This window comes from Caballeronia mineralivorans PML1(12) (assembly GCF_001028175.1).
In the GTDB taxonomy this organism is placed as follows: Bacteria; Pseudomonadota; Gammaproteobacteria; order Burkholderiales; family Burkholderiaceae; genus Caballeronia; species Caballeronia mineralivorans.
Genome location: NZ_AEJF01000077.1, coordinates 1 through 22,916, shown reverse-complemented (window position 1 = coordinate 22,916; position 22,916 = coordinate 1). Strand labels below are relative to the sequence as shown.

At 60.8% G+C, this 22,916-nt stretch carries 21 protein-coding genes and 3 riboswitches; of the genes, 11 read left to right on the top strand and 10 right to left on the bottom strand.

Annotated features, from left to right (window positions below; all coding sequences use genetic code 11):
* Positions 1 to 82 precede the first annotated feature (82 nt).
* From EOS_RS11375 to EOS_RS11365, 3 genes are all read left to right on the top strand, one after another.
* Positions 83 to 3,277: an efflux RND transporter permease subunit gene (locus EOS_RS11375; protein ID WP_047846738.1), complete on the top strand. Its 3,195-nt coding sequence runs from the start codon at positions 83 to 85 to the stop codon at positions 3,275 to 3,277.
* 11 nt (positions 3,278 to 3,288) lie between these two features.
* Entirely contained in the window at positions 3,289 to 4,812 is a 1,524-nt protein-coding gene (locus EOS_RS11370) for an efflux transporter outer membrane subunit (protein WP_047846737.1), read from the top strand.
* A 120-nt stretch (positions 4,813 to 4,932) separates the two neighbouring features.
* Positions 4,933 to 5,163, top strand: coding sequence for a hypothetical protein (locus EOS_RS11365; protein ID WP_047846736.1), 231 nt, complete (start codon positions 4,933 to 4,935; stop codon positions 5,161 to 5,163).
* 12 nt (positions 5,164 to 5,175) lie between these two features.
* Here the strand turns inward: EOS_RS11365 and ppk2 are convergent, their stop codons facing one another.
* The gene (gene ppk2 / locus EOS_RS11360; RefSeq protein ID WP_047846735.1) at positions 5,176 to 6,072 is read right to left on the bottom strand and encodes a polyphosphate kinase 2; all 897 of its coding nucleotides are present in this window, start codon (positions 6,070 to 6,072) and stop codon (positions 5,176 to 5,178) included.
* A gap of 260 nt (positions 6,073 to 6,332) precedes the next feature.
* On the opposite strand from ppk2, the gene lhpI reads away from it, so the two are divergent.
* On the top strand, positions 6,333 to 7,280 hold the full coding sequence (gene lhpI / locus EOS_RS11355) for a bifunctional Delta(1)-pyrroline-2-carboxylate/Delta(1)-piperideine-2-carboxylate reductase (protein WP_047846734.1): 948 nt from the start codon (positions 6,333 to 6,335) through the stop codon (positions 7,278 to 7,280).
* A gap of 81 nt (positions 7,281 to 7,361) precedes the next feature.
* Entirely contained in the window at positions 7,362 to 7,697 is a 336-nt protein-coding gene (locus tag EOS_RS11350) for a hypothetical protein (protein WP_235442782.1), read from the top strand.
* 75 nt (positions 7,698 to 7,772) lie between these two features.
* On the opposite strand, the gene EOS_RS11345 is transcribed toward EOS_RS11350, so the two are convergent.
* Complete coding sequence (locus EOS_RS11345) at positions 7,773 to 8,333, bottom strand: histidine phosphatase family protein (protein WP_047846733.1); 561 nt, start codon at positions 8,331 to 8,333, stop codon at positions 7,773 to 7,775.
* A 43-nt stretch (positions 8,334 to 8,376) separates the two neighbouring features.
* A riboswitch (cobalamin riboswitch) is annotated at positions 8,377 to 8,510 on the top strand.
* Between the two features lie 31 nt (positions 8,511 to 8,541).
* Between EOS_RS11345 and EOS_RS11340 the strand changes: the two genes are divergently transcribed.
* Both EOS_RS11340 and EOS_RS11335 read left to right on the top strand, forming a co-directional pair.
* Complete coding sequence (locus tag EOS_RS11340; protein ID WP_047846732.1) at positions 8,542 to 8,775, top strand: CbtB domain-containing protein; 234 nt, start codon at positions 8,542 to 8,544, stop codon at positions 8,773 to 8,775.
* Between the two features lie 8 nt (positions 8,776 to 8,783).
* The gene (locus tag EOS_RS11335) at positions 8,784 to 9,551 is read left to right on the top strand and encodes a CbtA family protein (protein ID WP_047846731.1); all 768 of its coding nucleotides are present in this window, start codon (positions 8,784 to 8,786) and stop codon (positions 9,549 to 9,551) included.
* A 55-nt stretch (positions 9,552 to 9,606) separates the two neighbouring features.
* On the opposite strand, the gene EOS_RS11330 is transcribed toward EOS_RS11335, so the two are convergent.
* The 5 genes from EOS_RS11330 to cobA are packed head-to-tail and all read right to left on the bottom strand — an operon-like array spanning position 9,607 to position 12,844.
* Positions 9,607 to 9,843, bottom strand: coding sequence for a DUF1289 domain-containing protein (locus EOS_RS11330; RefSeq protein WP_082163312.1), 237 nt, complete (start codon positions 9,841 to 9,843; stop codon positions 9,607 to 9,609).
* Positions 9,840 to 11,138 (bottom strand): cobyrinate a,c-diamide synthase, encoded by a 1,299-nt coding sequence (locus EOS_RS11325; protein WP_047846730.1) that lies wholly within the window; start codon positions 11,136 to 11,138, stop codon positions 9,840 to 9,842. Before EOS_RS11325 ends, EOS_RS11330 begins: the two co-directional genes overlap by 4 nt.
* Position 11,139: 1 nt before the next feature.
* A complete protein-coding gene (cobO, locus tag EOS_RS11320) occupies positions 11,140 to 11,742 on the bottom strand; it encodes a cob(I)yrinic acid a,c-diamide adenosyltransferase (RefSeq protein ID WP_047846729.1) in 603 nt (200 codons plus the stop codon).
* Positions 11,739 to 12,137 (bottom strand): cobalamin biosynthesis protein, encoded by a 399-nt coding sequence (locus EOS_RS11315; RefSeq protein ID WP_047846728.1) that lies wholly within the window; start codon positions 12,135 to 12,137, stop codon positions 11,739 to 11,741. Before EOS_RS11315 ends, cobO begins: the two co-directional genes overlap by 4 nt.
* A complete protein-coding gene (gene cobA, locus EOS_RS11310) occupies positions 12,134 to 12,844 on the bottom strand; it encodes a uroporphyrinogen-III C-methyltransferase (RefSeq protein WP_047846755.1) in 711 nt (236 codons plus the stop codon). Before cobA ends, EOS_RS11315 begins: the two co-directional genes overlap by 4 nt.
* A 197-nt stretch (positions 12,845 to 13,041) precedes the next feature.
* Positions 13,042 to 13,308, bottom strand: a riboswitch (cobalamin riboswitch).
* 160 nt (positions 13,309 to 13,468) lie between these two features.
* Positions 13,469 to 13,736: riboswitch (cobalamin riboswitch) on the top strand.
* Between the two features lie 181 nt (positions 13,737 to 13,917).
* Between cobA and cobW the strand changes: the two genes are divergently transcribed.
* The 4 genes from cobW to EOS_RS11290 all read left to right on the top strand — a co-directional run bounded on the left by cobW (position 13,918) and on the right by EOS_RS11290 (position 20,452).
* The gene (cobW, locus tag EOS_RS11305) at positions 13,918 to 15,006 is read left to right on the top strand and encodes a cobalamin biosynthesis protein CobW (RefSeq protein WP_047846727.1); all 1,089 of its coding nucleotides are present in this window, start codon (positions 13,918 to 13,920) and stop codon (positions 15,004 to 15,006) included.
* A gap of 3 nt (positions 15,007 to 15,009) precedes the next feature.
* Positions 15,010 to 18,783 carry a cobaltochelatase subunit CobN gene (gene cobN, locus EOS_RS11300; RefSeq protein WP_047846726.1) on the top strand — a complete coding sequence of 1,258 codons (3,774 nt, stop codon included), beginning with the start codon at positions 15,010 to 15,012 and terminating at the stop codon, positions 18,781 to 18,783.
* The gene (locus EOS_RS11295) at positions 18,699 to 19,778 is read left to right on the top strand and encodes an ATP-binding protein (protein ID WP_082163311.1); all 1,080 of its coding nucleotides are present in this window, start codon (positions 18,699 to 18,701) and stop codon (positions 19,776 to 19,778) included. Before cobN ends, EOS_RS11295 begins: the two co-directional genes overlap by 85 nt.
* A 92-nt stretch (positions 19,779 to 19,870) precedes the next feature.
* On the top strand, positions 19,871 to 20,452 hold the full coding sequence (locus tag EOS_RS11290; protein WP_235442781.1) for a vWA domain-containing protein: 582 nt from the start codon (positions 19,871 to 19,873) through the stop codon (positions 20,450 to 20,452).
* Position 20,453: 1 nt separating this feature from the next.
* Here the strand turns inward: EOS_RS11290 and cobJ are convergent, their stop codons facing one another.
* The 3 genes from cobJ to EOS_RS46190 form a co-directional block, all read right to left on the bottom strand.
* Positions 20,454 to 22,127, bottom strand: coding sequence for a precorrin-3B C(17)-methyltransferase (gene cobJ, locus EOS_RS11285; RefSeq protein ID WP_047846724.1), 1,674 nt, complete (start codon positions 22,125 to 22,127; stop codon positions 20,454 to 20,456).
* Entirely contained in the window at positions 22,115 to 22,840 is a 726-nt protein-coding gene (locus tag EOS_RS11280) for a precorrin-2 C(20)-methyltransferase (RefSeq protein WP_047846723.1), read from the bottom strand. The genes cobJ and EOS_RS11280 overlap by 13 nt, the downstream gene beginning before the upstream one ends.
* Positions 22,841 to 22,916, bottom strand: a 76-nt coding sequence (locus EOS_RS46190; protein ID WP_200908633.1) for a precorrin-8X methylmutase, incomplete at its 5' end; no start/stop codon positions are given.

Genomic DNA, 22,916 nt, shown 5'->3' with positions numbered 1-22,916 from the left:
TACGTGACGGGTTCGTTCCTGACAGGACAGACCCGTCACCGCCTAGGCGCGCGCAGCCTCTCATGCAGATAAAGAAACCGTCATGAACATATCTAAATTCTTCATCGACCGCCCGATCTTCGCAGGCGTGCTATCGGTGCTCATCCTGCTGGCGGGCATTATCGCCATGTTCAAGCTGCCGATCTCCGAATATCCGGAAGTCGTGCCGCCGTCCGTGGTCGTCCATGCCCAATATCCGGGTGCGAATCCGAAGGTGATCGCTGAAACGGTGGCGTCGCCTCTGGAAGAGCAGATCAACGGCGTGGAAGACATGCTGTACATGCAGTCGCAAGCTAACAGCGACGGCAACCTGAACATCACGGTGACGTTCAAGCTTGGCACGGACCCGGACAAGGCACAGCAACTCGTGCAGAACCGCGTGTCGCAGGCCTTGCCGCGTCTGCCTGAAGACGTGACGCGGCTCGGTGTGACGACCATCAAGTCGTCGCCGACGCTCACCATGGTGGTTCACCTGAACTCGCCGAATGACCGCTACGACATGACGTATCTGCGCAACTACGCGCTGATCAACGTGAAGGACCGGCTCGAGCGGATCCAGGGCGTGGGGCAGGTTCAGCTCTGGGGTTCGGGCGATTACTCCATGCGCATCTGGCTCGATCCGCAAAAGGTCGCGCAGCGCGGCATGACGGCGACCGATGTGGTCAATGCCATCCGCGAGCAGAACGTACAGGTGGCAGCCGGTGTGATCGGTGCATCGCCGACGTTGTCGAATGTGCCGCTGCAACTGAACGTGAATGCGCAAGGACGCTTGCAGACCGAGGCGGAGTTCCGGGACATCGTGCTGAAGACCTCGCCCGATGGCGCGGTCACGCATCTGCATGACGTGGCACGGGTTGAACTGGCTGCGTCGGAATATGGCTTGCGTTCGCTGCTCGACAACAAGTCGGCGGTTGCGATGGCGATCAACCAGCAACCGGGTGCGAACTCGCTGCAGATCTCCGACCAGGTCCGCCAGACGATGAAGGAACTGAAGGCGGACATGCCGGCGGGCGTGGATTATCAAATCGTCTACGACCCGACGCAGTTCGTGCGCTCGAGTATCGATGCGGTGGTTCATACGCTGATCGAGGCGATTGCGCTGGTCGTGCTGGTGGTGATCGTGTTCCTGCAAACGTGGCGCGCGTCGATCATTCCGCTGTTGGCGGTGCCGGTGTCGATCATCGGCACATTCTCGCTGCTGCTTGCTTTCGGCTTCTCGATCAACGCGTTGTCATTGTTCGGGATGGTGCTCGCGATCGGGATCGTGGTGGACGATGCAATCGTGGTGGTGGAGAACGTCGAACGGAACATTGAGTCGGGGTTATCGGCACGGGAGGCGACCTATCAGGCCATGCGCGAAGTGAGCGGGCCGATTGTCGCTATCGCGCTGACGCTGACCGCCGTGTTCGTGCCGCTCGCGTTCATGTCCGGCTTGACGGGTCAGTTCTACAAGCAGTTCGCGATGACCATCGCCATCTCGACGGTGATCTCGGCATTCAATTCGCTGACCTTGTCGCCGGCGTTGGCAGCGATGCTATTGAAGGGCCACGACGAACCGAAGGACTGGCTCACGCGCGGCATGGACCGTGTGTTCGGCGGTTTCTTCCGCCAGTTCAACAAGGTGTTCAAGCGCGGTTCGGAGAAGTACGGCAAGGGTGTGACCGGCGTGGTCAACCGCAAGGCGCTGATGATGGGCGTTTATGTCGTGCTGCTGGCCGGCGCGGTCCTGATGGGCAAGGTCGTGCCGGGTGGCTTCGTGCCGGCGCAGGACAAGGAGTACCTCATCAGCTTCGCGCAGTTGCCCAACGGCGCGTCGCTTGATCGTACCGAGGCGGTGATTCGCCAGATGACGGACATCGCGAGAAAGACGCCGGGTGTGCAGAGCGCGGTGGAATTTCCGGGCTTGTCGGTGAACGGTTTCACCAATTCGTCGAGCGCGGGCATTGTGTTCGTGACGCTCAAGCCGTTTGACGAACGCAAGGGCAAGGCGCTCTCGGCCGGTGCGATTGCGGGTGCATTGAACCAGAAATATGCGGCGATCAAGGGCTCGTTCATTGCCGTGTTCCCGCCGCCGCCGGTGCTTGGACTGGGTACGCTGGGCGGCTTCAAGTTGCAACTCGAGGATCGTGGCGCACTGGGTTACACCGCACTGAGCGACGCAACGCAGGCGTTTATCAAGCGTGCATCGCAGACGCCTGAACTGGGACCGACGTTCTCCAGCTACCAGATCAACGTGCCGCAACTGAACGTGGATCTGGACCGGGTGAAGGCGAAGCAATTGGGCGTCTCCGTGACGGATGTGTTCAGCACGATGCAGGTGTATCTCGGCTCGCTGTATGTGAACGACTTCAACCGCTTCGGCCGTGTGTACCAGGTGCGAGTGCAGGCGGATGCGCCGTTCCGCTCGAACTCGGACGATATCGGTCTGCTCAAGACGCGCAACGCGAACGGCGAGATGGTGCCGCTGTCGTCGCTCGTCAAGGTGACGCCGACCTATGGTCCTGAGATGGTCGTTCGCTACAACGGCTACACCTCCGCCGATATCAACGGTGGTCCGGCTCCGGGTTATTCGTCGGGCCAGGCGCAGGCTGCGGTGGAACGCATTGCGGCTGAAACGCTGCCGCGCGGCATCAAGTTTGAATGGACCGACCTGACGTATCAGCAGATCCTCGCGGGCAATGCAGCCATGTGGGTGTTCCCGATCAGCGTGCTGCTCGTGTTCCTCGTGCTGGCTGCACTGTATGAAAGCCTGACGTTGCCGCTCGCCGTGATCATGATCGTGCCCATGAGCATTCTCTCGGCATTGCTTGGCGTGTGGCTTACAAAGGGCGACAACAACATCTTCACGCAGATCGGCTTGATGGTGCTGGTGGGCTTGTCGGCGAAGAACGCCATCCTGATCGTGGAATTTGCGCGTGAGCTGGAAATGCAGGGGCGTTCGATCGTGGAGGCGGCCATTGAAGCGAGCCGTTTGCGTCTGCGGCCGATTTTGATGACGTCGATCGCTTTCATCATGGGCGTGGTGCCGCTTGTGGTGTCGTCGGGCGCAGGTTCGGAAATGCGCCATGCGATGGGCGTCGCGGTGTTCTTCGGCATGCTCGGCGTGACGCTGTTCGGGCTGATGCTTACACCGGTCTTTTATGTGCTGCTGAGAAAGCTAGCTGGCGGCGAACATCTCGTCGACAAGCATGGCCACAATCCGCACATGCGCGGTGTCAATGCTTCGCTTGAAGTATGAGAGAGATTGAAATGAAAACGTTGAATATCAAGCGGTGGCTGGGATTGTCGGCGTTACTCGGGTCGTTGCTGGTCGTCGCGGGCTGCTCGCTTGCGCCGACCTACGCGAAGCCCGATGTGAGCGCACCGGCAGCCTTCAAGGAAGCACCTCAGGAAACGGCACTGTCGCCGTCCGAGCAGGGCACGTGGAAGACGGCGCAACCGTCGGAGCAGGTCTTGCGTGGCGAATGGTGGACCGTCTTCAACGACGCTACGCTCAACGACCTGGAACATCAGGCGCTCGAGGCGAACCAGAACCTCAAGGCTGCGGCGGCACGCGTGAAGGAATCGCGCGCGATCAACCAGACGGCACGGGCCGCGTTGTTCCCAACGCTCGATGCGGGCTTTGGTCCGACGCGCGAGAGGCTCTCACCGGCGTCGCAGTTCCTGCCGGCCAACGCAAGCGTACCGTCGCAGACCTTGTGGCGTGCGCAGGCGAGCGCATCGTATGAAGTGGATCTGTTCGGCCGCGTGTCGGACTCAGTGAAGGCCGCGAACGCCGACACGGAGCAAAGCGAAGCGTTGTTCCGGTCCGTGCAACTCGCGTTGCAGGCGGACGTGGCGCAGAACTACTTCAACCTGCGTGAGCTCGATTCCGAAAGTGACGTCTATACACGTACCGTGGTGCTGCGCGAGCAGGCCCTGAAGCTTGTGCAGAACCGCTTCAACGAGGGCGAGATCAGCGAGCTGGACGTGGCTCAGGCCAAGTCTGAACTCGCCACGGCGAAGTCCGACGCCATGACGGTGCAGCGTTTGCGCGCCGCGTCCGAACATAGCCTCGCGGTGTTGCTCGGCAAGTCCGCGTCGCAGTTTTCGATGGCGGCCAACCCGCTGAATCCTGTCGATATCAACATTCCGCCGGGCTTGCCGTCTTCGCTGCTCGAACGTCGTCCGGATATCGCGGCGGCCGAGCGCGCAATGGCAGCGGCGAACTCGCGGATTGGCGTGGCGAAGTCGGCGTTTTTCCCGTCGCTCAACATAACGGGCTCGGGCGGATTCGAATCGGCGACACTCGGCGATCTCTTCAACTGGTCGAGCCGCACGTTCTTGCTCGGGCCGTTTGCGGGCACGGCGCTCTCCATGCCGATCTTCGATGGTGGCCGGCGCAAGGGCAATCTCGCGAACGCGCGGGCGATCTATGAAGAGGATGTCGCGAACTATCGGCAGCAGGTGCTCGTGGCGTTCCAGGAAGTCGAGGACAACCTGTCCGACCTGCGCATCCTTCATGATCAGACGCGCACGCAAGCAGAAGCGGTGAGTGCGTCGAACCGGGCAGCGCAGCTTTCCCGTTCGCAGTACACGGAGGGAGCGGTCAACTATCTCAGCGTGATCGATGCCGAGCGTACCGTGCTGCAGTCGCAACGCACAGCCGTGCAACTCGCGGGCGTGCAGGCGACGTCGGCGGTGAATTTGATCCGCGCACTCGGCGGCGGTTGGGGAGATTTGCCGGCGGCGCCTGCCGCACCCGCGGCGGATGCGAACATAGCCTCGCGGTAAGCACTAAAAGCGCTGTGGAAAGCGCGATTGTTCAAAACGCGCGACAAGTGTCTTCGATTACAGAGGGTTTATCCGGGGGCTCCCGGTCCGTAGAATAAAACTATGGATACGGGAGCCGTCATGAAAGCTTTAATCGAACGACAACTCTACCGACCCGCCGTCGTACTACCGCTGTTGGTCTTGATGCGCCTGATGGTGACGCTCGATTTCAACCTGATGCAAGTGACGTTCGTCGTGGTCATGAAGGGTTCGCAATACATGTTTCAAGCGGTATTCAGGCATCGCCACGATCGTGGCGATGCTCAACCGCTGCAGGTCCATGCCATGCATGACGAGACCTGCCACTGCTAACACCCTCATCAATCAATACACTTCCGGCACGATGATGCTTTCGGGCACGGGCTGCCGCAGATAATCGTCGTTATAAACGCGGTCGGGCAATTCGATCGTGGGGTGCTCGATCTCGTGATACGGCACCTGGCTCAGCAGATGGTGAATGCAATTGAGCCGCGCACGTTTCTTGTCCACGGCCTGCACGACCCACCACGGCGCCTCGGGAATGTGCGAGCGGGCCAGCATCACTTCCTTCGCGTGCGTATAGGCCTCCCAGCGACGACGGCTTTCCAGATCCATCGGACTGAGCTTCCACTGCTTCAGCGGATCTTGAATACGCGCCTGAAAGCGGACTTCCTGCTCGTCGTCGGTGATCGAGAACCAGTACTTCAGGATCTGAACGCCGCTGCGCACCAGCATCTTTTCGAATTCCGGCACTGAGCGGAAGAACTCTTCGTACTCGGCATCGGTACAGAAATTCATCACACGTTCCACGCCCGCGCGGTTGTACCAGCTGCGGTCGAACAGCACGATCTCGCCGCCCGCCGGCAGATGCGACACGTAACGCTGGAAATACCACTGCGTGCGTTCGCGATTGTTCGGCGCGGGCAATGCGGCGACCCGGCAAACGCGCGGATTCAGCCGCTGCGTGATGCGCTTGATCGCACCACCCTTGCCAGCGGCGTCGCGCCCTTCGAAAATCACAACCAGCCGGTGGCCGCTCGCGACGACCCAGTCCTGCAGCTTGACGAGTTCACCCTGAAGACGGAACAGTTCGCGAAAGTAAATTTTGCGCTGTTCCCGCGCTTCGGCGGAAAACGCACTGTCGCCGTCGAGGATACGATCGTCGACTTCCATCTCCAGTTCTTCGTCGTAGCTGTCGATCAGGTCTTCTTCGAAGCGGCGCTGTTTGTCCTGCGAAATCATGGCAAGCTCCGTTTGGTTTGGCGTGTTGACCGTGTTGACTCGTCCCGGCAGGAAATACAAAATCCGCAAAATCCGGCCATTCTGCAAATTATCGATTATCCGGCCCGATAATTTCAGGAATGTTACGGCATAAGGCGGCAAGGGCGGTAGAGCGGTCATGCGAACGCGGCCATTGCTGCTGATAGAGTCGGCGCGGTTTTGTTTGCCTTTAGAATGCCCGCTTGCACCCGCTTGCCAACGGCATTCTCTTTGCGACCGTCATGACCGATACCGCTACGCTTTCTTCTTCGCTCCCACGTTTCGACGCCACCGATACCACGCGCCTGCTGCCCTTCGATCGCCTCGTCGATACCCTGAAGGCCACCATGCTCGACTACGCCGCCGGCCGCATCACGAGCCCTGAGCGCATGGTGGTGCCGCTTCGCGACGGCGCCGTGATGCTCTCGATGCCAGCCGCTGCCGACGACCTCGCCATGCACAAACTCGTCAACGTGTGTCCGAAGAACGGCGCGCTCGGACTGCCGACCATTCATGGCCAGGTCACCGCTTTCGATGCCGCAACCGGCGTGCCGCTGTTCATGCTGGACGGTCCCACGGTAACCGGCCGCCGCACGGCCGCGGTCACCATGATCGGCATCCAGGCGCTGCTTGGACGCGAGCCTGAGGCCGTATTGGTCATCGGCACGGGCAAGCAGGCCGTGCATCACGTCGAGGCGCTGAATGCACTGTATCCGGCCGCGAAAATCATTGTGCAAGGCTCGCGAGTCGAACGCGCCGAGGCGTTTTGTGCCGAGCATGCGGGGTTATCGGCGAAACTGAGTGCACTGAAGGACTCTGACATTCCCGCTTCGATCAACGTAGTCATCGCGACGACCACGAGCAAAACGCCGGTCTATACGTTGCCGCCCATCGAGGGCCGGCTCGTGATCGGCGTGGGCGCGTTCACTCCCGACGCTGCTGAGATCGCGGCATCGACGGTGCTGGCAAGCGATGTTTTTGTCGACGATCTGGCCGGGGCGCGGCATGAGGCCGGGGATCTGATCCAGGCGGGTATCGACTGGAATGAAGTGCGGCCGCTCGCCAGTGCCTTGAGCGGTTCGATCGCTGATTCAGGACTTACGCGGCCGATCATGTTCAAGAGTGTCGGATGCGCGGCATGGGATCTGGCGGCGTGCAGGGTCGTGCGAACAATTCTCGGGGGCAACTGAACAAGCGCTCGGATATTCGAGCTGGAATAGTCCTTGCTACTAAGCTAAACGTGATCCGAGGATTATTTCAGGGCTTGATTGATGACTAGTCGAAACGAATTTGAACTGAGAGAAGCGGGTTGGCGCGCCCAATCCGATGTAGCGACCATCGCAAAACAGGCATGGTCAGACGCGATTCCCGCAGCGACACCCACCGCTTCCCCAAGCGCGACGCCTCCAGCGACGTACTTTATATCGGTGCTTGAACTGGCGACCGGCGAGACGCTTGGCAACGACGAACGGCTTCGCGCCATCGCTATTCTTGAAGCGCACTTTGCGGCGGGACGTCCCCGTACGCTGAAAGAAGCGATCAGGATTTGCGCAGGCGCGATCGATTTTTCGACGCTTCAGCGCATGGCACGCGGTGCGAAAGCCTGACTGAAGTTAGCGGCCAAGGACGTTCGCACCATCAGCTCGTTTTTTCCAGCATCCGGTAAGAACGACGTGTTTTTGTCATAGGGAAGACTTGCATCGCAGGCGCCATGCGTCGCCTGAGCGGGTCAGCGCGACGGCCGAAAGCGGCTCCAGGTCCATGCGATAGATTGCTGTGAGCGGTGCGTCCAGCACGGTGGCCAGCACTGTCTTGACCACGATTGCATGCGTCACGGCCAACGTGACGCCAGCTTCACGATGGCGCTCCAGCGCGCCGACAACCCTTGTTTGCAGGGCCTCCAGGCTCTCGCCGTCATGCGCGGCGCTTCCCGGTTCGGAAAGCCATGCGCCCAACCCAGCCGCGTCTTCATCGTGAATCTCGCGGATCGAGCGGCCTTGCCAAAGACCATAATCCAGGTCGTTCCATGACGTGTCCACACTCGCTTCGATTCCGAACGTTCGTCCGGTTTGTACAGCCGCGCTTGCCGCGCTGGTAATGACGCTATCGGGTTGAAACATCGAAGCGAGTTTCGGAAGTCGAGCTTGCTCAAGCTCGTCGATGGCATCGTCGGCACTCGGGAAGAGGCCGCTCTTCATTGCGTGAGTGGCCGCGTGGCATAGCAAAATAAGTTCGGTTTTCATGGCGCTCTATTTAAGGCATCGCTTTACTTTCCGCTGTCACATCATAGAATGACAAACTTGCAGCGCGAGGAAGCCGGTGAGAGTCCGGCACGGTCGCGCCACTGTGAGCGGTTGTCGATTGAGGAAAATTCAATTGGCATCTGCAAGTCAGACCCCCGCTGCAACCTTTCCTAAGTCTTACGGGACGCGTTTTCCCTTGGAGTCGTTCATGAATCATCCTGCCGTATCCGCCAATCTGTCTGGCAATAATCCCGCATTTGATGCACCGGTACCCATTCCGGTGCGTGAAGTGTTGCCCTGGGCTGTGTTTATCGGCCTGCTTTTGCTGATCGCGATTTATTTCGTCGGTGCCGAACAAGGCGCGACCTCGATCTTCCAGGGTATGTATATCCACGAGTTTGTCCACGACGGTCGCCATCTGCTCGGCTTCCCCTGCCACTGAGGCCGTCCATGATCCGAAATCTTTTGATACGCGGCATGATCGCGGGACTCGTTGCGGGCCTGCTCGGCTTCTGCTTTGCTAAAACCTTTGGCGAGCCATCGGTGGATCGCGCGATTGCGTTCGAATCGCAGCAGGAGCAAGCGCGCGAACAAGCTGACGCAGCGGCGGGACATGCGCACGATCACGGCGATGACGTCGAACTAGTCAGTCGCGGCACACAAGCGGGACTGGGTTTGCTGACCGGCGTCTCGGTGTTCGGCACAGCGTTGGGCGGCCTGTTCTCGCTCGTATTCGCCTTCTCGTATGGGCGGCTCGGCGCTTTGCGCGCACGCGGCACGTCGGCGTTGCTTGGCCTGTTCGGCTTCGTGACTATCGCCATCGTGCCGTTCCTCAAGTACCCTCCGAATCCACCGTCCGTGGGCAATCCTGAGACCATCGGCGCACGTACCGCATTGTTTTTCGGCATGGTCGCGATCTCGCTCGTGGTGGCCGTGTTTGCCGTCCGGCTGCAGCGTCGTATGCAGGCGTCGCACGGTAGCTGGAACGCTGCGCTGATCGCCGTGGCCGTTTATATCGTGCTGATGGCGCTGGCGTACTTCGCGCTGCCGCCCGTCGATGAAGTGCCCAAGCTGTTTTCAGCGACGGTGCTGTGGAATTTCCGCGTTGCGGCGATCGGTATTCAGGCGGTGATCTGGACCATGCTCAGCCTGCTCTTCGGTGTCCTCGCACAACGCGCAATGGAGCGAGTGCCGGCGCGGCGCGTGGCTCCGGCCTGAACGAGTTGTTGCGTGAAAGAGGGGCGGCCCAGGGGGGCCCATGAGCCGCCCTTTTTTATGCCGCAGCCTTGCGTGCAAGAAGGGTGTCGAAGAGAGCGAGTTTGTCCGTATCGGGCATCGTCTTCCAGGCCTTGATTTCCTCGCGGCTTCTGAAGCAACCCTCGCAATGACCCGTGATCTTGTCGAGCCGGCATACGTCCGTGCAAGGCGACCCCACGGGTTGAAGCTGCCTGGCGCGTTCGATGGTGAATGTCAGTTCAAGCGGTAATTCCATTTCCATAGGCATTGTCATAGCGGTTCGCCGCGAAAGAGGGCGGCGGCGGCCGCCGAATTCGTCGGCCAGTAAGTGTGCATGTAGGTAGCGGTGATCGGACCATGACGGTAGATCGCTTCGCCTTCCACGCCCGTGGTGGCATGCGTCGCGGTGAGTACGGGAGACATGCCGGTTGTCATCGACGAGTAGTGGAAGGTGTGGCCGGTGCTGATGCCGTGACGGCTTTCAACACGCTGCATCGCGAGCCGTGCGAGGCGTTTTTGCATCTTCGCGTGGCCGGACAGAAGGGCGAGCATGGCGTGCTGCGAACCGTCGATGTCCGTCAGCGAGTCGAGAAGATACAGCATGCCGCCGCATTCCGCGACCACCGGTTTTCCCGCTTCAACGTGTGCGTGAATAGAGGCCGCGCTAGCTGCGTTGGTGGCGAGCCGGGCAGCGTGCAGTTCGGGATAACCGCCGGGCAGATAGAGTGCATCGGCGTTGGCCGGAACAGGTTCATCGGCGAGGGGCGAGAAGCTTGAAAGTGTCGCGCCCAGCGCGGTGAGCAGATCGAGATTGGCGGGATAGATGAACGAAAACGCAGCGTCGCGGGCGATGGCAATGTGCATGCCTTCCAGCAGACGTGGCGGCTGCTCGCGGGCTTCGTGATTGAATACAACTGCTGGTGGGAGCTCTCGCAACGTCGTCTCGCCGATAGCATCCGCAGCACGATCCAGCCGTGCATCAAGATCCGCCACCTCGGCCGCTTGCGTCAGACCCAGATGCCGGCCGGGTAACGCGATGTCGTCGGCGCTCGACAGATGACCGCAATATCGAATCCCTTCGGGGATCGCTTCGCCCAGCATTTGCGCATGCCGTGCCGATGCCACGCGATTGGCAAGCACGCCATGAAACGGGAGATCAGAACGATATCGCGCGAGCCCGAACGCCATCGCACCGAACGTCTGCGCCATCCCATGTGCGCCAATCACGACCAGCACCGGCACGCCAAACGTGGTCGCGAGATCGGCGCTGCTGGGCGTGCCGTCGAAGAGACCCATCACGCCTTCGATCAGGATCAGATCGGCTGTCTGCGCCGCTTCCGCGAGCAACGCGCGGCAGCCGCTTTCGCCGACCATCCACAGATGCAGCGAGTACACCGGAGCACCGGATGCGCGCTCCAGGATCATCGGATCGAGAAAGTCGGGGCCCGTCTTGAAGACACGCACGCGCCGGCCGAGCCGCGCGTGATAGCGCGCGAGCCCGGCGGTGACCGTGGTTTTACCCTGGTTCGACGCGGGCGCGCTGATGAACAAAGCGGGGCAGGCGCGCACGTCAGAACTCGACGCCGCGTTGCGCCTTCACCCCTTGCTCGCGATACGGATGCTTGATCGGACGCATCTCGGTCACGAGATCGGCGGCCTCGATCAGCGCTTCGGGTGCATGACGGCCTGTCACGACCACGTGCAGCATTTCAGGCCGCGCGTTGAGCACTGCGAGCACTTCGTCGAGCGGTAGATATTCGTATTTGAGCACCGTGCAGAGCTCATCGAGCACGACCATCTGATACTCGCCGCTTTCAATCATCTTGCGTGCCGCGTCCCAACCTTTGCGAGCCGTTGCGATGTCGGCATCGCGATTCTGCGTGTCCCATGTATAGCCGTCGCCCATGGTGATGAAATCGCAGTTTGCGATTGCGCCGAGGAAATCGCGCTCCGATGTATGCAGCGCGCCCTTGATGAACTGCACCACGCCGAGCCGCATGCCGTGTCCGAGCACGCGTACGGCCATGCCGAATGCCGCCGTTGTTTTACCCTTGCCCGTACCGGTATTGACGATCAAAAGACCCTTCTCGCGCGCAGCGGCGGCCTGCTTTTTTTCGTGGCCTTCCTTGCGTCGCTGTGTCATGCGCAGATGCGCTTCTTCGTCCGTTTTCATCGCGTTCTCTGGTTGTCAGTCTGTTGTTTCGGGTTGTCTTCAGCGATAGCGACGGTCACGCCATCGGCCACCATTTTCGGCACTATGATTCGTCCGTCACGCGATGCCAGCAGCGCGCAAGGTTCGCAAACGCCATCGATGCCAATAAGCTTTTGTAGCCGTTCCGACGCGCTGGTCTCGATCTGCGCGATGTGTTGCTTCGAAAAAAATTGCAGCGGCAAACCGTGACGAGCAGCAAATTCGATCAGCGCGGTTTCGTCCTTCTTGCTATCGATCGATGCCAGTGCGCGGACGTTCGCAAACGGTCGTGCACCCAATGCCGCGAACACCGCTGCATGAATCTGTTCGACGCTCACTCCGCGCCGGCAGCCTATGCCGATGACCCATGTGTTCACGGTTGCTGAGCGACGTAATCCAGCGGACTGGCAATGCCCAGCCCGGCTACCGAGCCGATCACGACAATAGTCGGCGCACCGATTCCCGCGTGTTCCACCGCTTGCGCGAGGTGCCTGAGCGGCGCACGCAGATGCCGTTGATCGGGGCGAGTAGCACGTTCTATCGCGGCGCAAGGGGTCTCGGGATCGAGCCCGGCATCGACCAGTGCATTGGTGATATCGGCGAGCCGCCGCACGCCCATGTACACGACAAGCGTCATCTTCGTCGCGACGAGCGCGCGCCAGTCAGGCTCGAGCGCACCCGATTCGCGGCTGGCGCCGTGGCCGGTGACAAACACGACGCCCATGGTGTGATCGCGATGCGTGACCGGAATGCCCACGGCGGCCGGCGCGGCAATGCCCGCCGTGATGCCGCCGACCACGTCCACTTGCACGCCGGCTGCGTGCAGCGCCTGGACCTCTTCGCCGCCGCGCCCGAACACGAATGGGTCCCCGCCTTTCAGCCGCGCAACCACGCGGCCGGCGCGCACATGGGCCAGCATTTCTTCGATGATCACCGCTTGCGGCGTGGAAGGATGCCCGCCGCGCTTGCCGACGTATTGAATGACTGCGTTGGCGCGGGCGAACTTCAGCACGTCGGGATTCACGAGGTCGTCGACGAGCACGACATCGGCTTCCGACAAAGCGCGCACGGCTTTGAGCGTCATCAGTTCGACGTCTCCGGGGCCGGCGCCTATGAGCCAGACGCGGGCGGGCGCGCTCACGGATGCGCTCCGTGCGCGGGGGCTAGAAGCACGGAGGCGGCCCAGCGCAAACGCTGAAAAATTGAATTCATGTAAGACGATATAAGCATTACGTCCTTCATCCGTCCCTCGCGGATGTGGCGTCCAGCGCGCTTTTAGAGCGTGCCACTTGGCGACTGGCCGGTATCCGGGCTTGGCGACCGCATTCCGCTCGCCTTCCCGCTCGTGGGAGCAGTGGCCGTGGAGGAAATGGGCACCCGGTTCGAATGAGAGGGAGTCGAAGCGGGCACGGGTCGCGTACCGTTGCGGGGACAGCACAGGTCTTTGTCGGCACAAGCGTGTGAAAAAAGGCGCTTGTGCATCCTGTTTCCCGTTTAACTACGCGCGCGGGAAAAGCGCGCGTGAGCACCAGACGCTGGCCAAAGATAGCACAGCGGGTGCTGCTTGCGCTGGGGTTTTACAGGCTGAATTCCACCAACGGCGAAGGTTTTTCCGGTTCGCATAGGCGGAGCCTCTTGTCTGCCGGCGTCCGTGAAAGCCCCTTTTACAGGCCGCCCAAACCTTGACGCTAACCCACCAGCAGCCTAGACTTGGCGGCGGTTTTCTGGTGCTCGCGCGCGGTGTCTGCTGCGCGCAGTTAAACGGGAAGCAGGAAGCGTTGCCGGATCCTCGGCCGTGCCAACCTGCGCTGCCCCCGCAACGGTCAAGCGAAAATCGCGTGGCGTGGTTTTACCCAGTTTTCCCCTACCTCGCGCGGTAAAGCCGGCTTCAAAAGACCACTGCATGCCTATGTCATGCGGGAAGGTGAAGCGGCATTTTCGTCAGCCCGGATACCGGCCGGAACGAATCAACACCTGAAGCGAACGATGTCGCGGGGATGCGGCATACGATCGACACTTTTCATCGTGCTTTTCCGGATTGCAGTCCTGTATCGCGACGCCGCGAGCGGCATCTATTGTTCGCCCGGGCGTTACTAAGGTCACTAAAGGCAAACGCATTCCGGCAGCAAGCAGCCAATCGATAAAACGGAGCAACGGATGCAAACGCGCAAAATCCCGGTCACGGTCGTAACGGGTTTCCTCGGCAGCGGCAAGACCACGCTGATGCGGCACATCCTGCAAAACGCGAAAGGGCTGCGTATCGCCGTGATCGTGAACGAGTTCGGCGAACTGGGTATCGATGGCGAGATTCTCAAGGGTTGCAACATCGGTTGCGAGGACGAAAGCGTCACGGACCAACCGAATCTCTATGAATTGTCGAACGGCTGTCTTTGCTGCACCGTGCAGGAAGAGTTTTATCCGGTAATGGAGCAACTCGTCGAGCGGCGTGAGCAGATCGATCACGTGCTGATCGAGACGTCCGGGCTGGCCTTGCCCAAGCCGCTCGTGCAAGCGTTCAACTGGCCGTCCATCAAGAACGCATTCACGGTGGATGCTGTCGTGACCGTGGTCGATGGTCCGGCCGCGGCAAGTGGCCAGTTCGCGGCGAACCCGCAAGCCGTCGATGCACAACGTCGTGCCGATCCAAACCTCGATCACGAATCGCCGCTGCACGAGTTGTTCGAGGATCAACTGGCGTCGGCCGATCTGGTGATCCTCAACAAAACCGATCTGATCGATGAAACGCAGCAGCGTGCGGTGGAAGCGTTGATTCGCGGCGAGGTTCCCGCGGGCGTGAAGATCGTGCCGGCGCAAATGGGCCAGCTCGATCTGCATGCGTTGCTCGGGCTTGAAGCGGCATCGGAAACCACGATTCATTTGCGTGTCGATCATCATGGCTCCGCCGGGGACGAAGGCCACGTCGATCATCATCACGACGACTTCGATTCGGTTGTGGTGGAGGCGCGGGTCGAGTCGCGCGAGGCGGTGGTCGCAGCGTTGCGCTCGCTGGTCGATGCCAACACGATCTATCGCGTGAAGGGTTTCGCTGCGTTGCCTGGCACGCCAATGCGGCTCGTTGTGCAGGGTGTGGGACAGCGTTTCGATACTTACTTCGATCGACGCTGGACGCCCGCTGAAGCGGCCAGCGGGAGCAGCCGTTTCGTGCTGATTGGTGAGGACCTCGATCAGCCGCGCTTGCAACAAGCGCTCGTCGCAGCGCTCGCCAACACGCCCGTGCAGGCCTGAGCCGTGCATCTGCTACGCACGACGCCCGGTGGTTTTGTCGACGATACTGCGGGCGTCATGCGCATCGATCAGACTCCGGCGCCGATCGTCGTGCTCAGTTCCGCCGATACGACGCTGTCGCTACTCGCTAGTGTCGTGCCGCATCTGGAAGCGGATTTTCCGGCGGTGCGGCTCGCGAACCAGGCGTTTCTAAGGCAACCAGCATCGGTGGATTTTTATCTCGATGACGTGCTGAAACATGCACGCGTGATTGTCATCGACCATCTAGGCGGCGAAGCGTACTGGCCTTACGGAATCGAGAGCATCACGACACTTGCGCGCCGCAACGGCCAGATGCTCGTGATGTTCTCCGGAGATCTGCAAGAAGATCCGAACCTTGTAGCAAAGAGTTCGGCCGAGCCCGCGTTATGCGATCAACTCTGGCGTTATCTGCGTGAGGGCGGGGCGCAAAATGCCGAAGAGTTTCTTCGCTGTATTGCGTTTCGTGGTTTGGGATATGGGCGTGAGGCACTTGCGCCGAGTCCGCTGCCAACAGTCTCGATCTATCATCCGGAGCGGCAGATTGCGACCGTAGACGACTGGCAAAAGCGCTGGATTCAAGGCGCACCGGTCGTCGCCGTATTGTTTTACCGCGCCCATTTACAGTCAGGCAACACGGATGTGTTCAATGCGTTGATCGATGCCCTCGAAGCACAAAAACTCAATCCATTGCCGATCGCGATGGCCTCGCTCAAGGATCCGTTGAACCGCGAAGTCGTGCAGCAACTCTGCGCAGATCATGACGTAACGCTGGTATTGAACACCACTTCGTTTGCAGCTGGCGTCATAGACGACCCGGTACCGTTTGAACTCGCAGGCGACGCGCCGGTGTTGCAGGTCATCCTGAGCGGGGGCAATCGCGAAGACTGGCTGAAGGACAACCACGGGCTGAATTCGCGCGACATCGCCATGCATGTCGCGCTGCCCGAAGTGGATGGCCGCATCATCACGCGCGCGATCAGTTTCAAGGGGCTTGCGTATCGATGCAAGGCAACGCAAGTCGATGTCGTGCGTTATCAGCCAGACCTCGAACGAGTGCGCTTTGTTGCCGAACTGAGCATGCGCTGGTGTCGCTTGCGACGGCTCGACAACGCTGACAAACGCGTTGCGCTCGTGCTCGCGAACTATCCGTTGAGTGAGGGCCGTATCGGCAACGGCGTTGGTCTCGACACACCGGCGTCCGTAGTCAACATTCTTTCGATGCTCGCGGAAGAGGGGTATCGAGTAGATGATATTCCCCCGGGTGGCGACGCGCTGATGCAGGCGCTGACGTCCGGCGTGACGAATGATCCGCTCGTGCGCGACCTGCGTCCGGCGCTGCAAAGCCTTGCACTCGATGACTACCTCGACGCATTTCGCAAGCTGCCATCTCACGTGCAGCAGGAGCTAAATGCTCGCTGGGGTCCGCCCGAAAGCGACCCCACGGTGCGACGCGGCCGCTTCATGATCGCGGGCTGGCGCTGCGGGCATGTGTTCGTCGGTATTCAACCTGCACGATCACGTGAACGCGGCGACTACGCGAGTTATCACGACGCTGAACTCGTGCCGCCGCACTCGTATCTGGCGTTCTACTTCTGGCTGCACATGCGCTTCAACGTCGATGCAATCGTTCACGTCGGCAAGCATGGCAACCTCGAATGGCTGCCGGGCAAAAGCGTTGCGTTGAGCGCGTCGTGCTGGCCGGATCTGACGCTAGGAGCCATGCCGCATCTTTACCCGTTCATCGTCAACGATCCGGGCGAGGGAAGTCAGGCGAAGCGGCGCGCGCAGGCGGTCATCATCGACCATTTGATGCCGCCGCTTACGCGCGCTGAAAACTATGGGCCGTTGCAGGACCTGGAGCGTCAGGTCGACGAATACTACGAAGCGCTGATGGTGGATTCTCGCCGCGCCAAGCTGCTGCGAAAAACGATTCTCGCGAGCATCGTCGAGCATCGGCTGCACGAGGAACTAGGATTCGACAAACCGCGTGATTCCGATACTGAAGATGCATTGCTGACGCGCGCGGACGCGTATTTATGCGAGCTCAAAGAGGCGCAGATTCGCGATGGCCTGCATGTATTCGGCGCGTCGCCGCAAGGCGTTCAACGCCGCGATACCTTGCTCGCGCTCGGCCGTTATCCGACAGGCGATGCGCAAGGTGCGAACGCGAGCGTGCTCACTGCGTTGGCTCGTGACTTAAAGCTGGGCGACGCGTTCGATCCTCTCGATTCTGACTGGACCGCGCCCTGGATTGGACCTCGTCCGGCTGAACTCGTGAACGTGATCAATGCACCGTGGCGCCATCACGGTGACACGCGCGAGCGTCTTGAGTTGCTTGCGACGTCCTTGTTGGATCAACCTTCCGACAATGCCGGGCCGCATACGATGCAGGTATTAACTCGCCTCAATGGCGACCTGCTTGCGCGGCTCGACGCTTGTGGTCCGCAAGAACTAAAGCAACTTCAACGCGGCCTCGATGGGCGTTTTGTACCACCCGGACCCAGTGGTTCGCCTTCACGCGGAAGACCTGACGTACTCCCCACAGGCCGCAACTTCTACTCCGTCGATACCCGCGCCATTCCAACCCGGGCAGCATGGACGCTCGGCCTGAAGTCAGCCAACCTGCTGATCGAACGCCATCTCCAGGAGCACGGTGACTACCCGCGCGCGATCGGGCTATCCGTATGGGGCACTGCCACCATGCGCACTGGTGGCGACGACATTGCCCAAGCCATGGCATTGATCGGCGTGCGTCCCAAGTGGGCGGCGGGCAGCAATCGCGTCACCGATTTCGAAGTCTTGCCGATCACCATTTTCAATCGCCCGCGCATTGACGTGACGCTGCGTGTGTCGGGATTTTTCCGCGATGCCTTCGCCAACCTGATGCATCTCTTCGACGCCGCCGTGCAAGCCGTCGCCGAACTCGACGACGAAGCCGAAGACATCAACCCGATCCGCGCGCGCATCATGCGCGAACGCGACGAACACATGGCGCGCGGACTGGACGCGAAGGAAGCGCGCTTGCGTGCGGGATGGCGCGTATTTAGCACGAAACCCGGCGCGTACGGTGCGGGTCTGCAAGAAATGATCGACGCAAAGCAATGGCAAACCGACGCCGATCTCGCGCGCGGTTTTCAAAGCTCGGGTGGCTATGCGTACTCGCAGAAGGGCGATGGTGTGGATGCGCGCGAAACCTTCGGCGCGCGCCTGTCGACTATCGATGTGGTAGTGCAGAACCAGGACAACCGCGAACACGACCTGCTCGACTCGAACGACTATCACCAGTTTCAGGGCGGCATGGTGGCAGCCGTGCGGCATCTGTCCGGTACGCAGCCGCAAGCGTATAACGCCGATCACAGCAATCCTGCCGCGCCGCGTATCCGTACGTTGCAGGAAGAAATTTCGCGCGTGATCCGCTCGCGTGTGGTCAATCCAAAATGGATCGACGGCGTGAAGCGACATGGTTACAAGGGTGCGTCGGAACTCGCGGCGACGGTAGATTATTTGTTCGGTTACGACGCCACCGCGCGGGTTGTATCGGATCATCAGTACGCGCTTGTCGCCGATGCATACGTCAACGACGCAGACACGCGCGAGTTCATGCAACAACACAACCCCCATGCGCTGCATTCCATCTGCGAACGTTTGACCGAAGCGATGCAGCGTGGCTTATGGCAAAACCCGGGCGCTTATCAAGGCCAGATCGAACGCCATCTGCTGGACGCCGAACAGCAACTCGAAGGGCAACGAACGTGAACGAAACCATCTTCCCCTTCGCCGCATTGGTCGCACAAGAACCCTTGCAGCAAGCACTTTTACTCGCCGCGGTCGATCCTGCGCTGGGTGGCGTGTTGGTCAGCGGTCCGCGCGGCACTGCGAAATCGACGACCGCGCGTGCGCTTGCTGAATTGCTACCTGACGACCAGTTCGTGACCTTGCCGCTGGGGGCGAGCGAGGAGCAGTTGATCGGTACGCTGGATATTGAAGCTGCGTTGCGCGACGGCGGCGTGCGTTTTTCACCGGGCTTGCTCGCGAAGGCGCATCAGGGTGTGTTGTACGTCGATGAAGTAAATCTGCTGCCCAATCAGCTTGTGGATCAGTTGCTGGACGTGGCGAGTAGCGGCGTGAATATGATCGAGCGTGACGGCATTTCGCATCGGCATGAAGCGCGGTTCGTGCTGATCGGGACGATGAATCCGGAGGAGGGCGAGCTCAGGCCGCAATTGCTGGATCGCTTCGGTCTCGCGGTCGAATTGCAGAATTGTTTCGACGCCGAAAAACGTCGCGAGATCGTCAAGGCGCGTCTCGCATTTGATATGGAACCCGCAGCTTTTCGTTCGCGATTTGCTGGACAACAAGAGGCCTTGGCTCAAAGGATTCGTCACGCCAGGGCGATGCTCCCGAACCTCGAATTCGACGATGCAGTGCATGCACGCGTGAGCGAGCTATGCATCGAGGCGCGCGTGGACGGCTTGCGTGCTGACCTTGTGATGCTGCGGGCCGCGCGAGCACTGGCTGCGTTGGAAGAGGCTTCAGCGGTTGATGTTGAGCACGTCGAACGTGTTGCGGAGTCGGTGTTGTTGCATCGGCGCAAGGAAGGCCATGCGCCGGCAAACGATCAACGCGCTGAACCCGGCAAAGAGCAACGTCCGCAAGACAGCGACGAAGCCAACTTCGGCTACATGCCACCCGAGCCGGTCGACATTGCAACGGTCAAGAACGTGAGGCCGCTCGCCGCAAAAAAATCCTGAGCCATCGAAGGCCGGATGCACGCGCCGAACCCGGGCGCCTTCGATGGCTAGAACCTTCCGCATCGGGTAGAACGCGATCTCGCGAGGGCGAAGTGAGCGCGCGCATCGACTGGTTGCAAACGCTGCTGGCGAAGCGCAATCGGGCTCTTGATGCGACGCACCTAAGGTTTCATCGCGAGCGAGGCGATAGCGGCGCGTTGCATTGTTTCGTGCTCGATTGCTCAGGCTCGATGTTAAGCGGCAAGCGGCTTGCGCTTGCTAAAGGTCTGGTCGTGGCGTTGTTCGACCGGGCGTATCGCGAACGAGCGGAGGTGGCGCTAGTCTGCTTTGGCGGCGCGACGGCACAAGTGCGTCGCGAACCCGGCGCGGCGCATTGGTGGAACGATCGCTGGCTTGCGCCGATAGGCGGTGGCGGAGGCACGCCGCTTGCGTTGGGCGTACGCACCGGCGCCAACGTGCTTGCCAAAGCTGCGCGGCATCAGCCTTCTCAGCGGCGTTTCCTGTGGTTGCTGACCGACGGCCGCAGCCCGGAAACGCCATTGCGTCCCGATGCAGCGGATCAGATTGTCATCGTCGATTTTGAAAGCGAGGCGGTGCGCCTTGGTCGGTGCATCAAGCTTGCAGAGTCATGGCAAGCGGACTATCGCACGGCCGTTTCCATGACTTCCGCGTAGCTCATTCATACCAGCGCGGTGTGTAGACCCAGTCGCCGTTGCCGTCGCTACGCGGAAAACACCGCGTGGTGGATGACCCTACGATCACCATCGTGCGCATATCGACCTGATCGGAACGCAGATTCTCAAGCGTCGTTGTGGTCAGTATTTCACCTGGCCTGCCGATGTTCCGGCCCAGCACAACTGTGGCTGCACCGGTTCGATGTTCGCGCACGATATCGAGCGCACGATCAAGTTGCCATGGGCGCGCGCGTGATACCGGGTTATAAAACGCCATGACGAGATCGGCTTGGGCGGCGTGCTGCAAGCGCGCTTCGATGACTGCCCACGGTTTGAGATTGTCGGAGAGAGACAGCATGCAGAAGTCGTGGCCGAGCGGTGCGCCTGCACGGGCAGCGGTCGCGAGCGCCGCGGATACACCCGGTACGACCGACAACTCGACAGCGTTCCACTGTGCGTTATTCCGGGCTTGATCGAGTGCTTCGAGCACGGCCGCGGCCATCGCAAACACGCCGGGGTCCCCCGACGATACCACCACCACGTTGCGTCCCGTGCTCGCCAGTTCGAACGCATGGCGCGCACGCTGCATCTCTTCGCGGTTGTCGGTGCAATGAAGGGTTTGATGAGGTCCGAACGGACCGGCCATGCGTACATAGGTCTCATAGCCGAGGACGTCGTCGGCAAGCGACAACGCATGTCTTGCTGCCGGCACCATCAGGTCCGCGCTGCCAGGACCGAGGCCGATCACGGTAAGCGTGCCACGTGCCTGTCCGAGTGTTGAAGGATTGACCGGTTGTGGTGCGATAGCTATCACAACGCTGTTTTCATGCTCGAACGTTTCGAAGCCTTCAGGAAGGGCTCCAAATCGCAGCGGCGCATCCAGCACACGGGAGGCTCCAGCAAGCGGCACGGAACCGATCATGCTTAAAGGCGCAAGCACTGCGGCCAGCGACATCGGTGCAATGCGATGGTCACGCAACGCATGACGTACGCGTTCGACAATCGATTCCTCTGAGGACAATGCTGTCACGTAGGCAACCGCGCAGCGTGGATGAATCATCAACTCGCCAGCAACATCGCTCGTGTGCGGCGTTACGCGGATGGCGAGGCGGGCGTCGGTGGCTCGCGGCAGATCTACCTGATCGAGCCACGGCGCAACACCTTCAACGCGCGTCGTGGCGCCCGCGAGCAGATCGGACACGAAGCGTTTTCCCTGCTCGATATCGGCGAGTACATAACCCGTTGGCGGGTTCAGCAGGCAAGTGCCGAAACGTAGTTCTCCGCTTGTCGTGATCGCTGGCACGACGTCCAGCGCAGCGGCAATTTCTCGCGCCATCACGTTCACGCCACCCAGACCGCCGAGCAAAGGCACGACCGCACTGCCGTCTTCGGCAACGGCCAGCACAGGAGGCTCGAAGGTCTTATCGGCGAGCGCAGAAGCGAGGCAACGGATCACGATACCCGCCGCGCATAACGCGACGATCGGCGTGTTGCGTGCGTACAGTTCGCGTAGATGCGGACCGAGTTCAGTGAATGCGACATCGGCCTGCACGCGGCTCGCGAGACCATGAATAAGCGAACCCGGATACCGCGCCTGGATGCGGCGGGCGGTATCGATCGCCCCCGTGCCCAGCACCAAGATGGCTATGGGTGTCCCTTCGTTCACGCCTGCCATTTTTCCCCCGGCACGACGAGCAGCGAGAAGTAGGGCGAGGCCATCGGATCGACTTCTTCCAGCGGCACGATGCGCTGGTTCGCCATGGTTGCCCGCTCGACATATAGCGCACGTTTGTCGAGCCCGAGTTCGGTCAGTATGCGCCGCACTTTGTCGAAGTTACGGCCGAGTTTCATGATCACGGCGGCGTCGGCGGTGGCGAGACGTTCTTTAAGATCCGCCTCTGGCAACACGCCCGATAACACCGACAAGCTCTGGTTCCGGTACACCAGCGGCACGCCAAGCACGGCGACACCACCAAGCATGGAACACACGCCCGGCACGACTTCCGCTTCAAAGCGTTCAGCCAGCCGGTCATGCAGATACATGTACGAGCCATAGAAGAACGGATCGCCTTCGCAAATCACGGCCACGTCACGGCCCGCTTCCAGATGATCCGCGATGCGGATGGCGGATTCATCGTAGAAGTCGCCGATGATCGTCTCGTAGCAAAGCGGCGGCTCGAGCGCTTCGGTCGTCACGGGATACACCAGCGGCATGCGAGTCTGGGTCTCCTTGAGATGCCCTTGGATAATGCCGAACGCGTTACCTTTCTTGCCCTTTGCAACGAAGTAAGCGACAACCGGCGCCGAGCTTAGCAAGCGCAGCGCCTTCACCGTTATCAACTCGGGGTCGCCCGGACCGACACCGAGGCCATAGAGGCGTCCGCTCATTTATTCGGTCTCCGTTGCCAGTGCGTTCACGGCGGCGGCCGCCATCGCGCTGCCGCCGCGTCTGCCGCGCAACGCG

Excerpts from the sequence above, each read along its gene's own strand:
- EOS_RS11330 (WP_082163312.1), bottom strand. The coding sequence starts at position 9,843 with ATGACAATGCCTATGGAAATGGAATTACCGCTTGAACTGACATTCACC.
- cobJ (WP_047846724.1), bottom strand. The coding sequence starts at position 22,127 with ATGGCAGGCGTGAACGAAGGGACACCCATAGCCATCTTGGTGCTGGGC.
- EOS_RS11345 (WP_047846733.1), bottom strand. The coding sequence starts at position 8,333 with ATGAAAACCGAACTTATTTTGCTATGCCACGCGGCCACTCACGCAATG.
- EOS_RS11370 (WP_047846737.1), top strand. The coding sequence starts at position 3,289 with ATGAAAACGTTGAATATCAAGCGGTGGCTGGGATTGTCGGCGTTACTC.
- EOS_RS11375 (WP_047846738.1), top strand. The coding sequence starts at position 83 with ATGAACATATCTAAATTCTTCATCGACCGCCCGATCTTCGCAGGCGTG.
- cobO (WP_047846729.1), bottom strand. The coding sequence starts at position 11,742 with ATGAAAACGGACGAAGAAGCGCATCTGCGCATGACACAGCGACGCAAG.
- EOS_RS11295 (WP_082163311.1), top strand. The coding sequence starts at position 18,699 with ATGGCAAAACCCGGGCGCTTATCAAGGCCAGATCGAACGCCATCTGCT.
- EOS_RS11280 (WP_047846723.1), bottom strand. The coding sequence starts at position 22,840 with ATGAGCGGACGCCTCTATGGCCTCGGTGTCGGTCCGGGCGACCCCGAG.
- EOS_RS11335 (WP_047846731.1), top strand. The coding sequence starts at position 8,784 with ATGATCCGAAATCTTTTGATACGCGGCATGATCGCGGGACTCGTTGCG.
- cobA (WP_047846755.1), bottom strand. The coding sequence starts at position 12,844 with ATGACGCTCAAAGCCGTGCGCGCTTTGTCGGAAGCCGATGTCGTGCTC.
- EOS_RS11340 (WP_047846732.1), top strand. The coding sequence starts at position 8,542 with ATGAATCATCCTGCCGTATCCGCCAATCTGTCTGGCAATAATCCCGCA.
- EOS_RS11350 (WP_235442782.1), top strand. The coding sequence starts at position 7,362 with ATGACTAGTCGAAACGAATTTGAACTGAGAGAAGCGGGTTGGCGCGCC.
- cobW (WP_047846727.1), top strand. The coding sequence starts at position 13,918 with ATGCAAACGCGCAAAATCCCGGTCACGGTCGTAACGGGTTTCCTCGGC.
- ppk2 (WP_047846735.1), bottom strand. The coding sequence starts at position 6,072 with ATGATTTCGCAGGACAAACAGCGCCGCTTCGAAGAAGACCTGATCGAC.
- lhpI (WP_047846734.1), top strand. The coding sequence starts at position 6,333 with ATGACCGATACCGCTACGCTTTCTTCTTCGCTCCCACGTTTCGACGCC.
- EOS_RS11365 (WP_047846736.1), top strand. The coding sequence starts at position 4,933 with ATGAAAGCTTTAATCGAACGACAACTCTACCGACCCGCCGTCGTACTA.